This is a genomic window from Pseudomonas fluorescens (assembly GCF_001307275.1).
GTDB classification, from domain to species: Bacteria; Pseudomonadota; Gammaproteobacteria; order Pseudomonadales; family Pseudomonadaceae; genus Aquipseudomonas; species Aquipseudomonas fluorescens_AA.
In genome coordinates this window covers 1,295,767-1,315,408 of record NZ_CP012831.1, presented here as the reverse complement: position 1 = coordinate 1,315,408, position 19,642 = coordinate 1,295,767, and the positions used below count along the sequence as shown (strand labels likewise).

21 protein-coding genes are annotated in these 19,642 nt (G+C 60.5%); 17 read left to right on the top strand and 4 right to left on the bottom strand.

Features of this window, described 5'->3' with window-relative positions:
• The first annotated feature begins 174 nt into the window (after positions 1-174).
• The 3 genes from eno (at position 175) to ispD (ending at position 2,618) form a co-directional block, all read left to right on the top strand.
• On the top strand, positions 175-1,464 hold the full coding sequence (eno, locus tag AO356_RS05950) for a phosphopyruvate hydratase (RefSeq protein WP_060738988.1): 1,290 nt from the start codon (positions 175-177) through the stop codon (positions 1,462-1,464).
• Positions 1,465-1,635: 171 nt separating this feature from the next.
• On the top strand, positions 1,636-1,914 hold the full coding sequence (ftsB, locus tag AO356_RS05945; protein ID WP_003184873.1) for a cell division protein FtsB: 279 nt from the start codon (positions 1,636-1,638) through the stop codon (positions 1,912-1,914).
• Positions 1,911-2,618: a 2-C-methyl-D-erythritol 4-phosphate cytidylyltransferase gene (gene ispD, locus AO356_RS05940; protein ID WP_060738987.1), complete on the top strand. Its 708-nt coding sequence runs from the start codon at positions 1,911-1,913 to the stop codon at positions 2,616-2,618. The genes ftsB and ispD overlap by 4 nt, the downstream gene beginning before the upstream one ends.
• Before the next feature lie 161 nt (positions 2,619-2,779).
• On the opposite strand, the gene AO356_RS05935 is transcribed toward ispD, so the two are convergent.
• Positions 2,780-3,676, bottom strand: coding sequence for a LysR substrate-binding domain-containing protein (locus tag AO356_RS05935; protein ID WP_060738986.1), 897 nt, complete (start codon positions 3,674-3,676; stop codon positions 2,780-2,782).
• A 107-nt stretch (positions 3,677-3,783) separates the two neighbouring features.
• On the opposite strand from AO356_RS05935, the gene AO356_RS05930 reads away from it, so the two are divergent.
• From AO356_RS05930 to rpoS, 8 genes are all read left to right on the top strand, one after another.
• Entirely contained in the window at positions 3,784-4,896 is a 1,113-nt protein-coding gene (locus tag AO356_RS05930) for an S-(hydroxymethyl)glutathione dehydrogenase/class III alcohol dehydrogenase (protein ID WP_060738985.1), read from the top strand.
• An 8-nt stretch (positions 4,897-4,904) separates the two neighbouring features.
• Positions 4,905-5,750: an S-formylglutathione hydrolase gene (gene fghA / locus AO356_RS05925; RefSeq protein ID WP_060738984.1), complete on the top strand. Its 846-nt coding sequence runs from the start codon at positions 4,905-4,907 to the stop codon at positions 5,748-5,750.
• Positions 5,751-5,793: 43 nt separating this feature from the next.
• Complete coding sequence (ispF, locus tag AO356_RS05920; protein ID WP_003184863.1) at positions 5,794-6,267, top strand: 2-C-methyl-D-erythritol 2,4-cyclodiphosphate synthase; 474 nt, start codon at positions 5,794-5,796, stop codon at positions 6,265-6,267.
• The gene (truD, locus tag AO356_RS05915) at positions 6,264-7,322 is read left to right on the top strand and encodes a tRNA pseudouridine(13) synthase TruD (protein WP_060738983.1); all 1,059 of its coding nucleotides are present in this window, start codon (positions 6,264-6,266) and stop codon (positions 7,320-7,322) included. Before ispF ends, truD begins: the two co-directional genes overlap by 4 nt.
• A complete protein-coding gene (gene surE / locus AO356_RS05910) occupies positions 7,310-8,059 on the top strand; it encodes a 5'/3'-nucleotidase SurE (RefSeq protein ID WP_060738982.1) in 750 nt (249 codons plus the stop codon). The genes truD and surE overlap by 13 nt, the downstream gene beginning before the upstream one ends.
• Before the next feature lie 41 nt (positions 8,060-8,100).
• Complete coding sequence (locus AO356_RS05905) at positions 8,101-8,736, top strand: protein-L-isoaspartate(D-aspartate) O-methyltransferase (RefSeq protein WP_161796107.1); 636 nt, start codon at positions 8,101-8,103, stop codon at positions 8,734-8,736.
• A 211-nt stretch (positions 8,737-8,947) separates the two neighbouring features.
• On the top strand, positions 8,948-9,793 hold the full coding sequence (locus tag AO356_RS05900; RefSeq protein WP_060738980.1) for a peptidoglycan DD-metalloendopeptidase family protein: 846 nt from the start codon (positions 8,948-8,950) through the stop codon (positions 9,791-9,793).
• A gap of 106 nt (positions 9,794-9,899) precedes the next feature.
• A complete protein-coding gene (gene rpoS / locus AO356_RS05895) occupies positions 9,900-10,907 on the top strand; it encodes an RNA polymerase sigma factor RpoS (protein ID WP_047227588.1) in 1,008 nt (335 codons plus the stop codon).
• A 490-nt stretch (positions 10,908-11,397) separates the two neighbouring features.
• On the opposite strand, the gene fdxA is transcribed toward rpoS, so the two are convergent.
• The 3 genes from fdxA to AO356_RS05880 all read right to left on the bottom strand — a co-directional run bounded on the left by fdxA (position 11,398) and on the right by AO356_RS05880 (position 15,487).
• Positions 11,398-11,721 carry a ferredoxin FdxA gene (gene fdxA / locus AO356_RS05890; RefSeq protein ID WP_030139464.1) on the bottom strand — a complete coding sequence of 108 codons (324 nt, stop codon included), beginning with the start codon at positions 11,719-11,721 and terminating at the stop codon, positions 11,398-11,400.
• A gap of 142 nt (positions 11,722-11,863) precedes the next feature.
• A complete protein-coding gene (gene mutS / locus AO356_RS05885; RefSeq protein ID WP_203225777.1) occupies positions 11,864-14,431 on the bottom strand; it encodes a DNA mismatch repair protein MutS in 2,568 nt (855 codons plus the stop codon).
• A 714-nt stretch (positions 14,432-15,145) separates the two neighbouring features.
• Positions 15,146-15,487: a DUF6124 family protein gene (locus tag AO356_RS05880; protein ID WP_060738978.1), complete on the bottom strand. Its 342-nt coding sequence runs from the start codon at positions 15,485-15,487 to the stop codon at positions 15,146-15,148.
• A gap of 536 nt (positions 15,488-16,023) precedes the next feature.
• Here AO356_RS05880 and AO356_RS05875 point away from each other — a divergent pair.
• The 6 genes from AO356_RS05875 to AO356_RS05855 all read left to right on the top strand — a co-directional run bounded on the left by AO356_RS05875 (position 16,024) and on the right by AO356_RS05855 (position 19,637).
• Entirely contained in the window at positions 16,024-16,758 is a 735-nt protein-coding gene (locus AO356_RS05875) for a LexA family transcriptional regulator (RefSeq protein WP_039594456.1), read from the top strand.
• Positions 16,759-17,224: 466 nt separating this feature from the next.
• Positions 17,225-17,407, top strand: a complete 183-nt coding sequence (locus AO356_RS30670; RefSeq protein WP_081015322.1) for a Com family DNA-binding transcriptional regulator — start codon at positions 17,225-17,227, stop codon at positions 17,405-17,407.
• A gap of 125 nt (positions 17,408-17,532) precedes the next feature.
• The gene (locus AO356_RS05870; RefSeq protein ID WP_237140803.1) at positions 17,533-18,072 is read left to right on the top strand and encodes a hypothetical protein; all 540 of its coding nucleotides are present in this window, start codon (positions 17,533-17,535) and stop codon (positions 18,070-18,072) included.
• A gap of 50 nt (positions 18,073-18,122) precedes the next feature.
• Positions 18,123-18,473: a phage holin family protein gene (locus tag AO356_RS05865; protein ID WP_060738977.1), complete on the top strand. Its 351-nt coding sequence runs from the start codon at positions 18,123-18,125 to the stop codon at positions 18,471-18,473.
• A gap of 36 nt (positions 18,474-18,509) precedes the next feature.
• On the top strand, positions 18,510-19,022 hold the full coding sequence (locus AO356_RS05860; protein WP_060738976.1) for a hypothetical protein: 513 nt from the start codon (positions 18,510-18,512) through the stop codon (positions 19,020-19,022).
• Positions 19,023-19,025: 3 nt separating this feature from the next.
• Positions 19,026-19,637, top strand: a complete 612-nt coding sequence (locus AO356_RS05855; RefSeq protein WP_060738975.1) for a phage baseplate assembly protein V — start codon at positions 19,026-19,028, stop codon at positions 19,635-19,637.
• Positions 19,638-19,642: the final 5 nt, after the last annotated feature.

The following is a 19,642-nucleotide window of genomic DNA, read 5'->3' as shown; positions in this document are numbered from 1 at the left end:
TGGCCTGCGATGGTGTCCTTCAGGGCTCATCGTCGGCAAGCCTTGCTCTTTGTGGCGAGGGAGCTTGCTCCCGCTGGAGCGCGAAGCGCTCCCATCCAGGCGCTTGGCTGCTTAGCAGCTGAGCGCGAGCAAGTTTTCTGCAACGTTCTAGTCAACTTTGGAGTGTTTACAACAATGGCAAAAATCGTCGACATCAAAGGTCGTGAAGTTCTCGACTCCCGCGGCAACCCCACTGTTGAAGCGGACGTGCTTCTCGACAACGGTATCATCGGCAGCGCTTGCGCGCCGTCCGGTGCTTCCACTGGCTCGCGCGAAGCGCTGGAGCTGCGTGATGGCGACAAGAGCCGTTACCTGGGCAAGGGCGTGCTCAAAGCCGTCGCCAACATCAACGGTCCGATCCGTGAACTGTTGCTGGGCAAGGACCCTGCCGACCAGAAAGCCCTCGATCATGCGATGATCGAGCTCGACGGTACCGAGAACAAAGCCACCCTGGGCGCCAACGCGATCCTCGCCGTGTCCCTGGCCGCTGCCAAGGCCGCTGCCCAGGATCAGGACCTGCCGCTGTACGCGCACATCGCCAACCTCAACGGTACCCCGGGTGTCTACTCGATGCCGGTGCCGATGATGAACATCATCAACGGCGGCGAGCACGCCGATAACAACGTCGACATCCAGGAATTCATGGTGCAGCCGGTTGGCGCCAAGACCTTCTCCGAAGGCCTGCGCATGGGCACCGAGATTTTCCACCACCTCAAGGCCGTGCTGAAGGCCCGTGGCCTGAGCACTGCCGTTGGCGACGAAGGCGGTTTCGCACCGAACCTGGCGTCCAACGAAGACGCGTTGAAAGTGATCTCCGAAGCCGTGGCCAACGCTGGCTACAAGCTGGGTACCGACGTGACCCTGGCCCTGGACTGCGCCGCCAGCGAGTTCTTCGAAGACGGCAAGTACAACCTGTCCGGCGAAGGCCAGGTGTTCACCGCCGAAGGTTTCGCCGACTACCTCAAGGGCCTGACCGAACGTTATCCGATCATCTCCATCGAAGACGGTCTGGACGAGTCCGACTGGGCTGGCTGGAAAGTCCTCACCGACAAGATCGGCGAGAAGACCCAACTGGTGGGTGACGACCTGTTCGTGACCAACACCAAGATCCTGAAAGAAGGCATCGACAAGAAGATCGCCAACTCGATCCTGATCAAGTTCAACCAGATCGGCACCCTGACCGAAACCCTGGAAGCCATCCAGATGGCCAAGGCCGCCGGCTATACCGCCGTGATCTCCCACCGCTCCGGCGAAACCGAAGACTCGACCATTGCCGACCTGGCCGTGGGCACTGCGGCAGGCCAGATCAAGACCGGTTCGCTGTGCCGTTCCGACCGCGTTTCCAAGTACAACCAACTGCTGCGTATCGAAGAGCAATTGAATGGCAAGGCCAAGTACAACGGTCGCGCCGAGTTTCGCGGCTAAGCGGTAAATGGTAAAAAGACAGCGGGTTTGGTCGCAAAGTCGCCCATGGTGGCGGTTTTGCCTCTAATCTGATGCCTTATCAAGCACAAGCCTGGTTCTTCCAGGCTTCGTGCTATCAGACGCTTCAAAGTTTGGCATGGCGGTCTTTTTTCACTGGATACCTGATATTCGATGCGCAGTCCCAATTGGTTGTTTCTTGTCTTGCTCCTGTTGCTGGCCGGCCTGCAGTACCGCCTGTGGGTGGGCAATGGCAGCTTGGCGCAAGTGGCCGACCTGACTCAGCAAATTGCCGACCAACACGCCGAAAACGAGGCGCTGCTGGAGCGTAATCGGGTGATGGACGCCGAAGTGACAGAGTTGAAAAAAGGCATGGAGACCGTCGAAGAGCGGGCTCGACATGAACTGGGCATGGTCAAGGAGGGCGAAACCCTCTACCAGTTGGCCCAATGAGTATGCGTTTGCCGGCCTTCTGGGCCGTGATTCCTGCCGCGGGCGTTGGCGCCCGGATGGCCGCCGACCGTCCCAAGCAATACCTGCAACTGGGCGGACGCACAATTCTCGAACACAGCCTCGGCTGTTTCCTCGACCATCCCACCGTCAAGGGTGTGGTGGTCAGCCTTGCACACGATGATCCTTACTGGCCGACCCTGGCCTGCGCCAGCGACACACGTATCCAGCGTGTCGACGGTGGCGAGCAACGTTCGGATTCGGTGCTCAATGCCTTGCTGCATCTGCACGGGCAGGGCGCCGACGACCACGATTGGGTGCTGGTGCACGACGCTGCCCGGCCCAACCTGGCTCGGGCCGACCTGGACACACTGCTCAGCGAGTTGGCGAACGACCCGGTCGGCGGCCTGCTGGCCGTTCCGGCGCGCGACACTCTCAAGCGCGTCGACAAGCATGGCCGCGTGCTGGAAACCGTTGATCGCAGCGTGATCTGGCAAGCCTACACGCCGCAGATGTTCCGCCTCGGTGCCTTGCACCGAGCCCTGGCCAACAGCCTGGTGGCGGATGCGGTGATTACCGACGAAGCATCCGCCATGGAATGGGCAGGGCAGGCGCCTCGGCTGATCGAGGGGCGTTCGGATAACATCAAGGTCACCCGGCCGGAAGACCTGGAGTGGTTGCGCCAGCGTTGGGCGAATCGGCATTGAGCGGGACCTGTCCCCTCGTTAGATCTTCAGCATCTGGGCCGGCGCCATCGCGAGCAAGCTCGCTCCCACAATGGGGACCGGTGCCCATCATTCGACGATAAACCCCTGTGGGAGCGAGCTTGCTCGCGATAGCAATCGTTCAGGCAACATAAAATTCACTGTCATCCCCGATACTCCGGCCGCTGCGCCAACCCCTCCTTCAAATACTCCACCAACTTGCGCACCTTCGGCGACAGATGCCGCTGCTGTGGATACAACGCCCACACCGCCGTATTCGGCGGCTGATGGGCTTCCAACAGCGAGATCAACGCACCACTGTGCAGATGCTCCAGCACGTAATAATCCGGCAACTGACACAACCCCACCCCTTGCAACGCCGCATCGAGCACCGCTTGCCCACTGTTGCAGCGCCAGTTTCCCTGCACCCGTTGGGAAAATTCCCGCCCGTTCTGCTCCAGTTGCCAGATGTCGGAGCTGCCGATCAGGCAATTGTGGCGGCTCAGTTCCGACACGCTGTGGGGCCGGCCATAGCGTTCCAGGTAAGAGGGTGAGGCGCACACGTACATGCGCCGGGGCGCCAGGCGCGTGGCGACCAGGCGGGAGTCCTGCAAGCGCCCCAGGCGAATCGCCAGGTCCAGGCTCTCATGCACCAGGTCCAGCGGGCGATTGCTCAGCTCGACGTCGACCCGCAACTGTGGGTAGAGCCCCATGAACCGCGTCACCAGTGGCACGATAAACCGTTCGCCATAGGCCACGGCACAGGTCATGCGGAGCATGCCCTTGGGTTCACTGGTCAGGTCGCCGACGGCTCGCAGTGCTTCTTCGCGTCCATCCTGCAGGCGCTGGCAATGCTGCAAAAAAGTTTGTCCGGCTTCGGTCAGGGTCACCCGGCGGGTGCTGCGGTAGAGCAAGCGTGTCTGTAGACGCTCTTCGAGCCGTACGATTTGTCGACTGATATGGGAGGACGAAACCCCGAGACGCTCGGCCGCGGCGGTGAATTGGCTGCATTCGGCCACGGCCACGAATTCGTCGATGCCTTCCCAGCGGTTATCGGACATGGAGGATTATCCCTGTACAGCAATAATGTTTTGCTTTTGGCTGGATTATTCATTGTCCGGCGGAGGATTACACTCCCGGTCCTGTATTTATTTGCTGGAGAACCCGGATGATCAAGTCGCGCGCTGCCGTTGCCTTCGAGGCCAAGAAACCCCTGGAAATCGTTGAAGTCGACGTCGCCATGCCCAAGGCGGGCGAGGTGCTGTTGCGCGTGGTGGCTTCCGGTGTCTGCCACACCGACGCCTATACCCTGTCGGGCGCCGACCCGGAAGGGATCTTCCCGTCGATCCTGGGTCATGAAGGCGGTGCCATTGTCGAAGCCATCGGCGAAGGCGTGACTTCGGTGGCGGTGGGTGATCATGTGATCCCGCTGTACACGCCGGAGTGCGGCCAGTGCAAATTCTGTAAGTCGGGCAAGACCAACCTCTGCCAGGCGATTCGCGCCACCCAGGGCAAAGGCCTGATGCCGGATGGCACTTCGCGTTTTTCCTACAAGGGCGAGACGATTTTCCACTACATGGGCACGTCGACGTTCTCCGAGTACACCGTGCTGCCGGAAATTTCCGTGGCGAAGATTCCAAAAGAAGCGCCGCTGGAAAAAGTCTGCCTGCTGGGTTGCGGCGTCACCACTGGCATCGGCGCGGTGCTCAACACCGCCAAGGTCAAGCCGGGTGACACCGTGGCGATCTTCGGCCTGGGCGGCATCGGCCTGTCGGCCGTGATCGGCGCCGTGAAGGCCAAGGCCGCGCGGATCATCGCCATCGACATCAACCCAGCCAAGTTCGAAATCGCCAAGCAACTGGGCGCTACCGATTGCGTCAACCCGAAAGACTTCGACCGTCCGATCCAGGAAGTCATCGTCGACATGACTGACGGCGGCGTGGACTTTTCCTTCGAGTGCATCGGCAATGTCCAGTTGATGCGCGCCGCGCTGGAATGCTGCCACAAGGGCTGGGGCGAGTCGGTGATCATCGGCGTGGCCGGCGCCGGCCAGGAAATCGCTACCCGTCCATTCCAGTTGGTGACCGGGCGCGTCTGGCGCGGTTCGGCCTTTGGCGGCGTGCGCGGGCGCAGCGAATTGCCAAGCTACGTGGAAATGGCCGAGAAGGGCGAGATCCCGCTGGATACCTTCATCACCCACACCATGGGCCTGGAAGATATCAACAAGGCGTTCGACCTGATGCATGAAGGCAAGAGCATCCGCACCGTTATCCATTTCTGAGGTCGGTCATGAGTCTGGAAAACATTTCCTGTCAGAAAAGCTTCGGCGGCTGGCACAAGCGCTACCGGCACCGTTCCGACGTGCTGGGTTGTGACATGGTGTTTGCCGTGTACCTGCCACCGCAAGCCGAGCAGGGCGGCAAGTTGCCGGTGCTGTATTGGTTGTCCGGGCTGACCTGCACCGACGAGAACTTCATGCAAAAGGCCGGCGCCCAGCGCATGGCTGCCGAGCTGGGCCTGATCATCGTCGCGCCGGACACCAGTCCTCGTGGTGCCGACGTGCCGGGCGATCCGGACAATGCCTGGGACTTCGGCCTGGGGGCGGGCTTTTATCTGAACGCCACGCAGGATCCGTGGGCGCGGCACTATCGGATGCATGACTACGTGGTGCAGGAATTGCCGGCGCTGGTCGAAGCGCATTTCCCGGCTTCGGACAAACGCGGCATCAGCGGCCACTCCATGGGCGGCCACGGTGCGCTGGTCTGCGCCTTGCGCAACCCGGGGCTTTACCGTTCGGTGTCGGCTTTTTCGCCGATCAACAATCCAATGGATTGCCCTTGGGGCCAGAAGGCGTTCTCCCGTTACTTGGGAGAAGACCGCTCGAAATGGCGGGAATGGGATGCCTGTGCATTGATTGCCGAGGCGCAGGAGAAGCTGCCATTGCTGGTGGACCAGGGCGATCGCGATGATTTCCTGGCCAACCAGCTCAAGCCCGAAGCCTTGCAACAGGCGGCCAAGTCCGCCGGCCATCCGTTGGAGTTGCGCCTGCAACCGGGCTACGACCACAGCTACTTCTTCATCGCCAGCTTCATTGACGACCACTTGCAGCATCATGCGCGCGCTCTAAACGCCTAATGCAGGTAGAATCACGCCCTGACAAAAATCGGGGCGTTTTTTTATGCGTATTGGCCACGGCTACGATGTTCACCGTTTCGCTGAAGGCGACTTCATTACTCTGGGCGGCGTGCGGATCGCACACGGCTTCGGGCTGCTCGCGCATTCTGACGGTGATGTCCTGCTGCATGCCTTGAGCGATGCCTTGCTCGGCGCCGCGGCGCTGGGTGACATCGGCAAGCACTTCCCCGACACCGACCCGCAATTCAAAGGCGCCGACAGCCGCGTGCTGCTGCGCCATGTGGTCTCGCTGATCCATGCCAAGGGCTGGAAAGTCGGCAATGTCGATAACACCATCGTTGCCCAGGCCCCCAAAATGGCTCCGCACATCGAAGCGATGCGCCAGTTGATCGCCGAGGATCTTCAAGTTGAGTTGGACCAAGTGAACGTGAAAGCCACCACCACCGAGAAGCTTGGTTTCGTCGGGCGCGAAGAAGGCATTGCCGTCCATTCCGTTGCCTTGTTGCTGCGCCCATGACCGAACTGGAACTGTTGGGGCCGCGTGCCTATGGCCCATCGCTGGGCAGCGCGGTCCTCAAGGCCACCGCTGAAGATTTCCAGGTCGACGAAGTGCTCGATATCCCGTTGACGGGCGATGGCGAGCATTTGTGGATCTGGGTGGAAAAGCGCGGCCTGAACACTGAAGAGGCCGCCCGGCGCATCGCCAAGGCCGCCGGCGTGCCGTTGCGCACCGTCAGCTACGCCGGGCTCAAGGATCGCCAGGCCCTGACCCGCCAGTGGTTCAGCGTCCAACTGCCGGGCAAGGCCGATCCCGACCTGTCGGCGGCGCAGAACGACACGCTGAAGATCCTCAAGACCGCACGTCACAGGCGCAAGCTGCAACGCGGCGCGCACTCGGCCAATGGCTTCACCCTGCGCCTGACCCAGTTCAAGGGGGACGTGGCCGCCATCGAGGCGCGGCTGCAACAGATCATGCGCCAGGGTATCCCCAATTATTTCGGCGCCCAGCGCTTCGGCCATGACGGCGGTAATGTCGCCGACGCCCGTGCCTGGGCGGCGCGCAAGGCCTTGCCGGAACAGCGCAATGTACGCTCGCGACTGTTGTCCACCGCCCGCAGTTTCCTGTTCAACCGGGTGCTGGCGGCGCGGGTCGCCGATGGCACCTGGCAACAAGCGCAGGTCGGCGACTTGCTGGCCTTCACTGACAGCCGCAGTTTTTTCCCGGCCGGTGAGGCTGAATGCAGCGATCCACGCCTGGCGATCCTCGATCTGCATCCGACCGGGCCGCAGTGGGGCGAGGGACCATCGCCTGCCGCCGGTGCGACCTTTGAGTTGGAACAGGCCATCGCCGAGGGCGAGGCCGATCTGCGGGACTGGTTGATAAACGCGGGAATGAGTCACGAACGTCGCATCCTGCGACTGCCCATTGGCGGGCTGTCGTGGCATTATCCCCAGCCTGACATTCTGCAATTGGAATTCGTCCTGCCGGCCGGATGTTTCGCCACTGTCTTGGTGCGCGAACTCGTCGATCTGGTGCCGGTGGGGCAGACGGACAGCCCATGCGTATTCTGATTTCTAACGACGACGGGGTGACAGCACCCGGTCTTGCCGCGCTTTATGCTGCGCTGGCGGATTTTGCCGAGTGCGTGGTCATCGCTCCGGACCAGGACAAAAGCGGCGCCAGCAGCTCGCTGACGCTCGACCGTCCGTTGCACCCCTGCTATCTGGATAACGGTTTCATCAGCCTCAACGGGACCCCGACCGATTGCGTGCACCTGGGTATCAACGGGTTGCTGGAACGAGCACCGGACATGGTGGTGTCGGGCATCAACCTGGGCGCCAACCTGGGGGATGACGTGCTTTATTCCGGGACAGTCGCCGCTGCCCTGGAAGGTCGCTTCCTGGGAAACACGTCGTTCGCCTTTTCCTTTGTTTCACGCCAGGTCGACAACTTGCCGACCGCCGCCTACTTCGCCCGTAAATTGGTCGAAGCCCATGGTGCGCTGGACCTGCCGCCACGTACGGTGTTGAACGTGAATATCCCGAATCTGCCGCTCGATCATATCCGTGGCATCCAGCTCACGCGCCTGGGCCACCGCGCCCGCGCTGCCAGGCCCACGCACGTGGTCGACCCACGCGGCAAGGCCGGCTACTGGATCGCCGCCGCCGGGGATGCCGAGGACGGCGGGCCGGGCACCGATTTCCATGCAGTGATGCAAGGTTATGTCTCGATCACGCCGTTGCAGTTGGACCGCACCTTCAATGACGCCTTTCGAAACCTCGATGGCTGGCTGGAGGGGCTGCGCTGATGGCTCGTGAGCAAGACGATATGATGCGCCGCGGGATTGGCATGACCTCCCAACGCACCCGTGAACGACTGATCCAGCGTCTCTACGAAGAAGGCCTGTCCAACGCCCAGGTGTTGGAGGTGATTCGCCGCACACCGCGCCATCTGTTCGTCGATGAAGCCCTGGCCCATCGCGCCTACGAAGACACGGCGTTGCCCATCGGCCACAACCAGACCATTTCCCAGCCGTACATGGTGGCCCGCATGAGCGAGTTGCTGCTGGAGGCCGGGCCGCTGGACAAGGTGCTGGAGATCGGTACCGGTTCGGGTTACCAGACGGCGGTGTTGTCGCAGCTGGTCGAGCGGGTGTTTTCCGTCGAGCGGATCAAGGTGCTGCAGGATCGCGCCAAGGAACGCCTGGTGGAGCTGAACCTGCGCAACGTGGTGTTTCGTTGGGGCGATGGCTGGGAAGGGTGGCCGGCCTTGGCGCCCTACAACGGCATCATCGTGACCGCGGTGGCCACCGACGTGCCCCAGGCCCTGCTGGATCAGCTCGCCCCTGGTGGACGGCTGGTCATTCCCGTGGGCGCCGGTGAAGTCCAGCAACTGATGCTGATCGTGCGCGAAGAACATGGTTTTTCGCGACACGTCCTGGGAGCGGTGCGATTCGTGCCGTTGCTCAATGGACCGTTGGCCTGAGCATTTATAAACAGGCGCTGAATTCCGTGGCCACGCCTGTGTCTTACAGCGGCACCGATTCGCTGAACAGAGCCCAATGGCGTCGAGCAAACGTGTGCGGCGGCGCGTTGCGCTTCATTAATAGAGGCGCAGTGGTTGCCAGCTATATTTGTATGAACGCTGCCTGGACAGGCAGCCTCCAATTTTTCAGCCACCACAAAGGGAGCGGCGGGTGAGTCTCACAGTCATTGCGCAGCGTATGGGTATCACGAGCTTTCAGCGCCTGGTGACTGGCCTTGTCTTGAGCACTTTGCTGGTCGGTTGTTCCAGTACGCCGTCGAGCAATGTCCGGGTTGTCGATCGCAACAGCGCAACACCTCAACGTCCTACGGTAACGACCGGCCAATATGTAGTCCGTCGCGGCGATACGCTGTTTTCCATCGCTTTTCGCTACGGCTGGGACTACAAGGCCCTCGCGGCACGCAACAACATTCCTGCGCCTTATACGATTCACCCCGGTCAGACGATTCGCTTCGATGGCCGTAGCGGTTCAACGCCTACCGCAGTGGTGACACAGTCCGGTTCGACGGCTTCGTCGTCGAGCAAAACCACGGTCATTCGCCGGCCGGCGGGGTCTGGGACAGCGGTAATACCGTCCGTCGCGAGCAAACCAGCCCCTGCTCCGATGCCTCCTGCGGGTCCCGCCCCGACTGGCTGGGGATGGCCTTCTAATGGCGTTCTCATTGGAAAATTCTCTTCAAACGGTAGTTTGAATAAAGGAATTGATATCGCCGGGGATTTGGGACAGCCTGTTTTAGCCGCGTCTGATGGCACGGTTGTGTACGCCGGGAGTGGTTTGAGGGGCTACGGCGAACTCGTGATCATCAAACACAGCGATACCTACGTCAGTGCCTACGGTCACAACCGCAGGCTGTTGGTTCGGGAGGGGCAGCAGGTCAAGGTCGGACAGACAATTGCCGAAATGGGATCAACGGGAACGGACCGGGTGAAACTGCACTTTGAGATTCGCCGACAAGGTAAACCAGTCGATCCGCTGCAATTCCTGCCACGTCGTTGATTTGATTGTCAGCCTGTTCCGTCACGTAGAGGGAACAGGCTCCAGCGTTGCCAAGGATAAAGGCGTCGCTTGAGCTTGAGGTCGAACTCACCAAAGGACTATAACAATGGCTCTCAGTAAAGAAGTGCCGGAGTTTGACATCGACGATGAGGTTCTCCTTATGGAGACCGGCATCGCTATGGATTCGATGTCGAATGATGAAGGGGCGACTCCACCTTCCGTTCGTGCCAAATCCAGACACTCCGCTTCACTTAAACAACATAAGTACATCGATTACACGCGGGCGCTCGACGCCACCCAGTTGTACCTCAATGAAATCGGTTTCTCGCCACTGCTCTCCCCCGAGGAAGAAGTTCATTTTGCGCGGCTGTCGCAAAGTGGCGACCCGGCCGGTCGAAAACGCATGATTGAAAGCAACTTGCGCCTGGTGGTGAAAATCGCCCGACGCTACGTCAATCGTGGGCTTTCGCTGCTGGACCTGATCGAAGAGGGCAACCTGGGCCTGATTCGCGCCGTCGAGAAATTCGACCCCGAGCGCGGCTTCCGCTTCTCGACCTACGCGACCTGGTGGATCCGCCAGACCATCGAACGGGCGATCATGAATCAGACCCGGACGATCCGGTTGCCGATTCATGTGGTCAAGGAACTGAACGTCTACCTGCGGGCCGCCCGCGAGTTGACCCAGAAACTCGACCATGAACCGTCACCCGAGGAAATCGCCAACCTGCTGGAAAAACCGGTGGGTGAGGTCAAGCGCATGCTTGGGCTCAACGAGCGGGTCTCCTCGGTGGACGTTTCCCTGGGGCCGGACTCGGATAAAACCTTGCTGGACACCCTCACCGATGATCGACCTACCGATCCATGCGAGCTGTTGCAGGACGATGACCTGTCCCAGAGCATCGACCAGTGGCTTTCGGAGCTGACCGACAAGCAACGGGAAGTGGTGATCCGCCGCTTCGGCTTGCGGGGGCATGAAAGCAGCACCCTTGAAGATGTAGGCCTGGAGATTGGTTTGACCCGTGAACGGGTCAGGCAGATCCAGGTGGAAGGCCTCAAGCGTCTCCGGGAGATCCTGGAGAAGAATGGCCTGTCGAGTGAGTCGCTGTTTCAATAACCCGAGTGCAGCGCAGCAAGAAAAGCCCCGACTGGTTCGGGGCTTTTCCGTTTCCGAAGGGATGTTTTTCCAGGGCCGCTCTATTTGTAGGTTCGACTTGTAAGCCTTTGCCTAGTGTTGCGTAAGCGATCGGTTTCTCGTTGGCGGGACAGACAGCTATAAGCGTCGTGATTTTTCTGTACTTATATGATTTATAAGGACTTTTATTTTGTGAATGTGGCGTGACAGAACAAGCCACCTGTATCAGCCGCGTTGCACTCGCCTGGGAAAATACTAATATCAGTCCTGTGTCGACGGACAGACACACCCGTCAAGGATGATGGGAAGGAAGGACATCGCAGGACGCGATTCATCAGGACGATGAATAGGATTAAAGGGATTAGGGAAAAAATGTGGGCGGGTCAAACCGCCCCTTTTTTTTGCCTGCGATTTCTTGAATCCGGAAAAGCAAAAAGGCCCGCAAGGGGCCTTTTCATCGAACGATGGGTAATCAGCGTTCCAGGTCTGCGATCTTGCCAGTCTTGCCATCCCACTCTTCGGCGTCGGGCAGAGCGTCTTTCTTCTCGGTGATGTTCGGCCAGATGTCCGCCAGTTCGGCGTTCAGCTCGATGAAGTTCTCCATGCCGGCCGGCACTTCGTCTTCCGAAAAGATGGCGTTCGCCGGGCATTCCGGTTCACACAGGGCGCAGTCGATGCACTCGTCCGGGTGAATGACCAGGAAGTTCGGGCCTTCGTAGAAGCAGTCCACCGGACAGACTTCTACACAATCGGTGTACTTGCACTTGATGCAGTTGTCGGTGACGACGAAGGTCATTTCTAATTCTCTCCTCAGGCGGCGGCAGCGAAGACCCTTCACGGTGGGCTCGCAAGGTTTGGGAGCGATAGTCTGCGAACCAGGCTAAAAGCCCGCAGCATCCCAAACCGCGCGAGATTCTAACAGCTTGAAAGCCTGTGCGTTAGATCCGTGTCTTCAATGTATAGAGTAAATCGAGCGCCCGGCGTGGGCTCAGGTCGTCCAGATCGAGTTTGGCCAGCTCGTCGAGCACCGGATGTGGCAGGCTGGCGAACAGATCGCTTTGCTGCGGTGCGGCCGGTTTGCCCTTGGTCAGGCGTGGCGCTTCGTGGGGCAGGCTGGTGGTTTCCAGGCGGCTCAGGTGCTCACGGGCCCGACTGATCACTTCGCTCGGCACGCCGGCCAATTGCGCCACTGCCAGGCCGTAGCTCTGGCTGGCCGGGCCGGGCAGCACATGGTGCAGGAACACGATACGCTCGTTGTGCTCGGTGGCGTTGAGGTGCACGTTGGCCACCAGCGGCTGGCTTTCCGGCAATACGGTGAGTTCGAAGTAGTGAGTGGCGAACAACGTGTAGGCCCGCAGGTGCGCGAGGCGTTCGGCTGCTGCCCAGGCCAGGGACAAGCCGTCAAAGGTACTGGTGCCACGTCCGACTTCGTCCATCAGCACCAGGCTGCGTTCGGTGGCGTTGTGCAGGATATTCGCGGTTTCGCTCATCTCTACCATGAAGGTCGAACGCCCACCGGCCAGGTCGTCGCTGGAACCGATCCGGGTGAAAATCCGGTCCACCAGGGACAATTCGCAACTGGCCGCCGGGACGAAACTGCCGATGTGGGCCAGCAGCACGATCAACGCGGTCTGGCGCATGTAGGTCGATTTACCGCCCATGTTCGGACCGGTGATCACCAGCATGCGGGTGTTGTCGTCCAGGCTCAGGTCGTTGGCCACGAACGGCGTGGTCAGGACCTGCTCGACCACCGGGTGACGACCCTGGCTGATGCGCATGCACGGCTCGCTGACGAAGCGCGGGCAATTCAGGTCCAGGTTCAGCGCACGTTCGGCCAGGTTGCTCAGCACGTCCAGTTCCGCCAAGGCGCCGGCGGTGTCCTGCAAGGGGGGCAATTGGCTGATCAGGTCCTCGAGCAATGCTTCGTAGAGCATCTTTTCCCGGGCCAGGGCGCGGCTCTTGGCGGACAGCGCCTTGTCTTCGAACGCCTTGAGTTCCGGGGTGATGAAACGCTCGGCGCCCTTGAGGGTCTGGCGGCGAACATAATCGGCGGGGGCTTGCTCGGCCTGCTTGCTCGGCAGCTCGATGAAGTAGCCGTGGATGCGGTTGTAGCCGACCTTGAGGTTAGCCAGGCCGGTGCGGGCTTTTTCCCGGGCTTCGAGGTCGATCAGGAACTGACCGGCGTTTTCGCTCAGCGCTTGCAACTCGTCGAGTTCGGCGTCGTAGCCGGTTTTCAGCACGCCACCGTCGCGGATCACCGCCGGTGGGTTGTCGATAATGGCTTTTTCCAGCAGCGCGGCCAGTTCCGGGTAGGTGCTGGTGGTGCGCGCCAGTTGTTGCAGGTGCGGCGCTTCGAGGTCGGTCATCGCCACTTGCAGCTCGGGCAAGGCGCCGAGGGCATCGCGCAGGCGCGCCAGGTCACGGGGACGGGCGTTGCGCAGGCCGATACGGGCGAGGATTCGCTCGATGTCACCGATTTCCTTGAGCTGCGGTTGCAACTGCTCGAAGCGATAGCGATCCAGCAGGCAGGTAATGGAGGATTGACGCGCCAGCAGCACAGTCAGGTCCCGCAGCGGCCGATTCAACCAGCGGGTCAGCAGGCGGCTACCCATGGCGGTCTGGCAGCGATCGACCACCGATTGCAACGTGTTGTCGCGCCCGCCGGCCAGGTTGGTGTCCAGTTCCAGGTTGCGGCGGCTCGCACCGTCCAGCACCACGGTGTCATCCAGGCGTTCGTGACGCAGGCTGCGCAAGTGGGGCAGGGCGGTGCGCTGGGTTTCCTTGGCGTAGGCCAGCAGGCAACCGGCCGCGCCGATGGCCAGGGTCAGGTTCTCGCAACCGAAACCCTTGAGGTCCTGGGTGGAAAACTGCTGGCAGAGACTTTTCAGCGCCGAATCACGCTCGAAATCCCACGGCGCCCGACGACGCACGCCACGGCGTTTTTCTGCCGGCAGGTCTTTGGGCCAGTCGTCCGGGATCAACAGCTCCACCGGATTGACCCGCTCCAGCTCCGCCAGCAGGTTTTCCCAGCCCTTGATTTCCAGCACCGAGAAATTGCCGCTGGTGATGTCCAGCACCGCCAGGCCGAACAGGCGTTCATCCCCCAGCACCGCGGCGATCAGGTTGTCCCGGCGTTCATCCAGCAAGGCCTCGTCACTGACCGTACCCGGGGTGATGATCCGCACGACTTGGCGTTCCACGGGGCCCTTGCTGGTGGCCGGGTCGCCGACTTGCTCGCAGATCACAACGGATTCGCCGAGCTTGACCAGCTTCGCCAGGTAACCTTCCGCCGCGTGGTAAGGAATCCCACACATCGGAATCGCCATCCCCGCCGATTGCCCACGCGCCGTCAGGGTGATGTCCAACAGCTTGGCGGCCTTCTTCGCGTCCTCGTAGAAGATCTCGTAGAAGTCGCCCATGCGGTAGAACATCAGCTGGTCGGGGTGCTGGTTCTTCAGGCGCCAGTATTGCTGCATCATGGGCGTGTGGGAGGACAGGTCGTTCACGGCTGTATTCATGGGTGTCAGGGAAGCTCGTTGAAAGGTGTGGGGCAAAAGGAGGGGCATTGGCCCGGCTTTTCCGCGATGGGCGCAAGGTTAACATGGGCGGTCTGGTGCTACCCAGCGTTTGGGATTGTGTGTATATCCGTTGCTGCGGCAACGGCCACTTAGGGTTCCGCCCTTACGGCGGCTCACTTTCGAAGAGCGCGAAAGTAAGCAAAGCGCTTTTGCCCCACCACTCGGTGCCTCGCCTAGGCTCGGCATGCCTGAACGAAGGCATTGCTCCGTGGGCCGCTGCGAAGGGCCATCCATGGCCCAGCGCGGCTAACCCGGCATCCATGCCGGGTTGCCCACTGCGCAATACCTTCGTTCAGCCAGCGTGGTTAATGGGGCGCCGAGATCAACGTCCACCGCGAGGCGGCCTGATAGCCGACCTGGTTCTTGGTGGGACCGCGTCTCCCCTGTGGGAGTGGGCTTGCTCGCGAAGGCGGCCTGACAGCCGACCTGATTCTTGGTGGGACCGCGTTTCCCCTGTGGGAGCGGGCTTGCTCGCGAAGGCGGCCTGATAGCCGACCTGGTTCTCCGGTTGTACCCCGATCCAACTGTGGGAGCGAGCTTGCTCGCGATGATGGCTGCCAATACAACTGGGTTTTAACTGGACTACCGCTATCGCGAGCAAGCTCGCTCCCACAGTGATTACTCGGGTTTCTCTTAAAAGGCCTACCTCACTTCAACCACATCCAACGCCCGATTCGCCAGCAATTGGCCCAGCTCAATCATCTGCTGGACCCCCAACGCGATATGTCGTCGTGAGCCCTCCAGGTCGAACGCCAGATCACTGACCATCGCATTGGCCGAGGCCAGGGTTTCGCTGAGGTTGGCGAGCAGGCATTCGGCGTCGATGTCGGGGGCGATGATGAAAAGGGTATCGGGTGTGTCGCAGGTTTCTTTGTCGGCTTTCGGCTTGAGGTAATAGTCCAGGGCGCGGGTGGCCGCGTCATCGAGTTTCTTGGTGTTGCGGGAGACGTGATCGTCTGGGGGATTTGGAGTGTTCTTCGGCATTCTATGGATCCTTGAAGTTGAGCCACCACTCACTCGCGACTAAACGAGGGGCGGCAGCTGTACGCAGGTTAGTCGACCGGGGATCCAAGAAACCGGCGCGCCCGAAGGCGCCCTGCGCACAGCTACCATCAAGTGCAGGAATAGAAGTACCTGACTGAATGGAGCAATGAGCACCTTGGAATACCGAGCGACTAAACCCGATCACTGATGGGCAGTGACGAGACCAAAGTACCGATGGGATCCAAGGTGGACAAGCCGGCGGATTCTGGCGCAGTTGTAGGCAGAGGCGCAAGGCGATGTAGCCTGGTGTCGCACATTTGAAGGACGGGGGCGGAGCCTTTTCCTAAGGGAGGGTAGGGCGATTCCGTGGCGAGGGAGCTTGCTCCCGCTGGGCTGCGCAGCAGACCCTTTTTGTGGGCGCTTCGCACCCAAGCGGGAGCAAGCTCCCTCGCCACAATGAATTCAAAAGGCCTGCATTGCCTATTTATGCAAAACAGCATTTGTCTTCTGCGAAAAGAACAAGCACTATGCGCGTTATGCAAAAACGCAACGTTTCTACCGTATTAAGAGCATTGCTCGATCAGCACGGGATCTCCCCCACGGAGCTTCACCGGCGTACCGGCGTGCCTCAGTCCACCCTCTCGCGGATCCTCAGCGGCAAGATCGTCGATCCTTCGGATAAACACATCTCGAAGATCGCCGAATATTTTGCCGTGAGCACCGACCAGTTGCGCGGGCGCGCAGACGTTGTGCCCGCCGGCAATGTTCGCCGCGATGAGCCGCATTCCGAACTCAAGGACATAAGCCTGTGGGACGACGAAACACCCGTCGAAGAAGACGAAGTGTCGGTCCCTTTTCTGCGCGAGGTTGAATTGGCTGCTGGATCAGGAAGATTCGTCATCGAGGAAAGCGAGCGCTCCAGCCTGCGCTTCGGCAAGCGCAGCCTGCGCCATAACGGCGTGCAGTTCGACCAGGCCAAGTGCGTGACGGTGCGCGGCAACAGCATGTTGCCGGTGCTGCGCGACGGTGCCACGGTCGGGGTGAACGCAGGCAAATGCGGGATCGGCGACATCGTCGACGGTGACCTCTACGCCATCAATCACAACGGCCAACTGCGGGTGAAGCAGCTTTATCGCCTGCCCACCGGCATCCGCCTGCGCAGCTTCAATCGCGACGAACATCCGGATGAGGACTACACGTTCCAGGAAATGCAGGACGAGCAAATCGTCATCCTCGGTCACGTCTTCTGGTGGGGCATGTACGCCCGTTAACCCCTCCGCTGTCAGATAAAACCCGCCGCCGTGCGGGTTTTTTTTCGTCTCCCGAAAACCTTCAACCCCGTGTTTGCAAGGGTTCCATGCGTTTACGCATTCTTAATGCATAAATAAATGCATTCACGCATTGACTGTATATGCATCCATGCATATTCTGTGTCCAAGCCGCTCGACAAAGTGGCTGGCAACGAAGCTCTTTAGTTCCACCAACAGGCAGCGATGAACCGGCCTTAACGGTTCAGAGGGTTGGCAACTGACCCGGGTGTGCAGCGTAAAGCACCAGAAGCAGTTATCCGGCGGGCAGGGACCGCGGCCGGAGGAACAATTTGAATGGATCCGTACCGCGCCAGTCGCGCCGAAAGATCAAGCGCATTACTGAAAAGCCTGGGCAACCGGGCTTTTTGGAATGCCTGCATCGTGAGGTGCGTTCAAACACATCACCACCGCCAATGGAGGGCTTTCAATGCTGAAGGATTTCAGATGCGGTCACTGCAAACGACTTCTGGCCCGCGTGGGCGAGAACACCGAACTCCAGATCAAATGTTCCCGGTGTGGGACGTTGAATCATGTGAAGGCCGTTGAGCCTCGAGTGAACGCCGGCGAGCGAACAGCGTGCGGAATAGACCCTGCACTCCGTACTCAATGACATCCATCGAGGTAAGAAAAATTAAATTACTCAAAAGAATCCTACTGGCGACTGCGTTTCTGTCGTCCTTCGTATCCCTGAACACTTGGGCTGATACGGCCATGTCGTGGAACTTGGCCCGGGACATGTACCTGATGATCGAAGCCGCACCGGCCGGTTCGCCATGGTCACTCATGCAAAACAAATCGGGGGTGAATGTCTCGGCTAACTACACGCTCTTTCCTACGTTCAAGGCGGGGACATGCAATGGCCAGCCAACCACCTGCTGGCGGGACGATGCTACGGGAGCCTGGATTTCCATTCCCAACGCAAATTTCACCTTCACGGGTTCAGGCACCAGTTTCGTATTCAAGCAGGGCGATGTAGCCACACATCCCGGCACCAACAGCCAGAGCATCTTCCGCTGGGCCAGTCCTGTCACCGGCAACATCAACGTACTGGGGCGGGTCAACGACCTGCATAACGCCTGCGGGGATGGGATTGGCTGGTCGCTCAACTTGGGCGACACCGTGCTCCAGTCCGGAAGCCTGGCAAACGGCGGCAGCACTACGTTTATGTTGAGTAGCGTAGCGGTTACGCCGACGTCTTCGCTTTATCTGGTCATCGACCGGAAGGCCAACAACTCCTGCGACGCGACCAGCATCGACATGCTCATCACTCGATAAGCGCGATTGGGCCCCTTAACTTCAAACCCTTACTCCCCAGGAAACGAGACATGACAAACGAGCAACAAGCGTTGCTGGACATGCCGATCTGGCTGGTCATCGTGCTCGCCCTGGTGGGCGGGGTGTCCGGCGAGATGTGGCGCGCTGACAAGGAGGGCGCCCGTGGCTGGCCGTTGCTGCGCCGCGTGGTGCTGCGCTCTGGTGCCTGCGTGGTCTGCGGGGTTTCGGCAACCATGCTGTTGTATGCCCTCGGCATGTCGATCTGGAGCGCCTGCGCCCTGGGTTGCCTGACCGCCATGGCCGGTGCCGATGTGGCGATCGGTCTTTACGAGCGCTGGGTCGCCAAGCGGATTGGCGTATGCGAAGTGCCACCGCGGGACCTGCCGCCCGACCAGCAGTGAATCGACAGAGCTGATCCATACAAAAGGAGGCGATCAATGCCTGCCCTTATCGAAAAACCGTCGCAGCTGTTCGCCGCCATTGCCCAGACGCTGCGCATCACTTATCCCACCTTGAAAGTCGGTAGCCCTCAGGAGTTCGATGGCACCGACGACCAACCCTGGGTGCTGATTGCCATTGAACGCGATGCGTCAGGCAACCGCGCCAATGACGGGCGTATCGCCCATGTCCTGACGGTTTCCCTGCAAGTGGTCATGGCCGTTCCAGGCTGGGAGGCCTGCGATCTGGCCGGTGAATTGAAACACCTGGTCGTGGATAACCGCTGGGGCCTGTCGGGTGATCAATGCGATCTGCCCACGGAAATCGATGGCCTCGCCTCCACGTTCATCCACGAAGCACGGGCGTACAGCGCCTGGACCCTTTCCTTCAACCAAACCCTGTACCTCGGCCCGACGCTGCTGGAGGACCCGTTGGGCATCCCGAAATTTGCCCGTACCTGGGAAGTGTCGAACATCGACGACCCGGATCAATACACCGCACTCGAGGGCTGAGCCATGTTCGATGGGCTGTTACGGATGCATCTGGGGCCGATCATCGAGCGTCTGGCACAGATGGAAACCGAGCTGGAAGACCTGCATCGACGTGCGGAGAGTTTCTGCCGCATCGGCGTTTGCCAGGAAGTCGATGCGGCCAGCAACACCTGCAAGGTCAGCCATGGTGGGTTGCTGACACCGGCGATCCGCTTTTTCAATCCGAGCGCCGGCGCCCAGAGCGAGTCGCGGATTCCGTCCGTGGGCGAGCAATGCCTGTTACTGAACCATGGCGGCGGCGAGAGCGGTGGGCAGGCGGTGGCGTTGTTCGGCCTCAACGGCGGTCAGTTCCCGCCCGTCTCGACCCAGGCCTCGCTGACGCGTCGTCTCTATCAGGACGGTACGGAAAACGGCTACGACCACGCCAGCCATGTCCTGCACTGGCAAAACGGCCCGGCGGCGTTCAGCGGTTCCCGTGAAGCCCTCCAACTGAGCATCGGCCCGTCGCGGTTGGCGATGACAGCCGAGGCCATCGAATTGCAAGTCGGCGCCGTCGGCATTCGGCTCGACGCTTCCGGTGTGCACCTGAGCGGCCCGGTGGTGGATCACCAGGGGCGCGTCATCAGTACCGCATAAGAGAT

Bases quoted from the DNA above. Each gene is read 5' to 3' on its own strand.
- eno (WP_060738988.1), top strand. From the start codon at position 175: ATGGCAAAAATCGTCGACATCAAAGGTCGTGAAGTTCTCGACTCCCGC.
- ftsB (WP_003184873.1), top strand. From the start codon at position 1,636: ATGCGCAGTCCCAATTGGTTGTTTCTTGTCTTGCTCCTGTTGCTGGCC.
- ispD (WP_060738987.1), top strand. From the start codon at position 1,911: ATGAGTATGCGTTTGCCGGCCTTCTGGGCCGTGATTCCTGCCGCGGGC.
- AO356_RS05935 (WP_060738986.1), bottom strand. From the start codon at position 3,676: ATGTCCGATAACCGCTGGGAAGGCATCGACGAATTCGTGGCCGTGGCC.
- AO356_RS05930 (WP_060738985.1), top strand. From the start codon at position 3,784: ATGATCAAGTCGCGCGCTGCCGTTGCCTTCGAGGCCAAGAAACCCCTG.
- fghA (WP_060738984.1), top strand. From the start codon at position 4,905: ATGAGTCTGGAAAACATTTCCTGTCAGAAAAGCTTCGGCGGCTGGCAC.
- ispF (WP_003184863.1), top strand. From the start codon at position 5,794: ATGCGTATTGGCCACGGCTACGATGTTCACCGTTTCGCTGAAGGCGAC.
- truD (WP_060738983.1), top strand. From the start codon at position 6,264: ATGACCGAACTGGAACTGTTGGGGCCGCGTGCCTATGGCCCATCGCTG.
- surE (WP_060738982.1), top strand. From the start codon at position 7,310: ATGCGTATTCTGATTTCTAACGACGACGGGGTGACAGCACCCGGTCTT.
- AO356_RS05905 (WP_161796107.1), top strand. From the start codon at position 8,101: ATGACCTCCCAACGCACCCGTGAACGACTGATCCAGCGTCTCTACGAA.
- rpoS (WP_047227588.1), top strand. From the start codon at position 9,900: ATGGCTCTCAGTAAAGAAGTGCCGGAGTTTGACATCGACGATGAGGTT.
- fdxA (WP_030139464.1), bottom strand. From the start codon at position 11,721: ATGACCTTCGTCGTCACCGACAACTGCATCAAGTGCAAGTACACCGAT.
- AO356_RS05880 (WP_060738978.1), bottom strand. From the start codon at position 15,487: ATGCCGAAGAACACTCCAAATCCCCCAGACGATCACGTCTCCCGCAAC.
- AO356_RS05875 (WP_039594456.1), top strand. From the start codon at position 16,024: ATGCAAAAACGCAACGTTTCTACCGTATTAAGAGCATTGCTCGATCAG.
- AO356_RS30670 (WP_081015322.1), top strand. From the start codon at position 17,225: ATGCTGAAGGATTTCAGATGCGGTCACTGCAAACGACTTCTGGCCCGC.
- AO356_RS05870 (WP_237140803.1), top strand. From the start codon at position 17,533: ATGTACCTGATGATCGAAGCCGCACCGGCCGGTTCGCCATGGTCACTC.
- AO356_RS05865 (WP_060738977.1), top strand. From the start codon at position 18,123: ATGACAAACGAGCAACAAGCGTTGCTGGACATGCCGATCTGGCTGGTC.
- AO356_RS05860 (WP_060738976.1), top strand. From the start codon at position 18,510: ATGCCTGCCCTTATCGAAAAACCGTCGCAGCTGTTCGCCGCCATTGCC.
- AO356_RS05855 (WP_060738975.1), top strand. From the start codon at position 19,026: ATGTTCGATGGGCTGTTACGGATGCATCTGGGGCCGATCATCGAGCGT.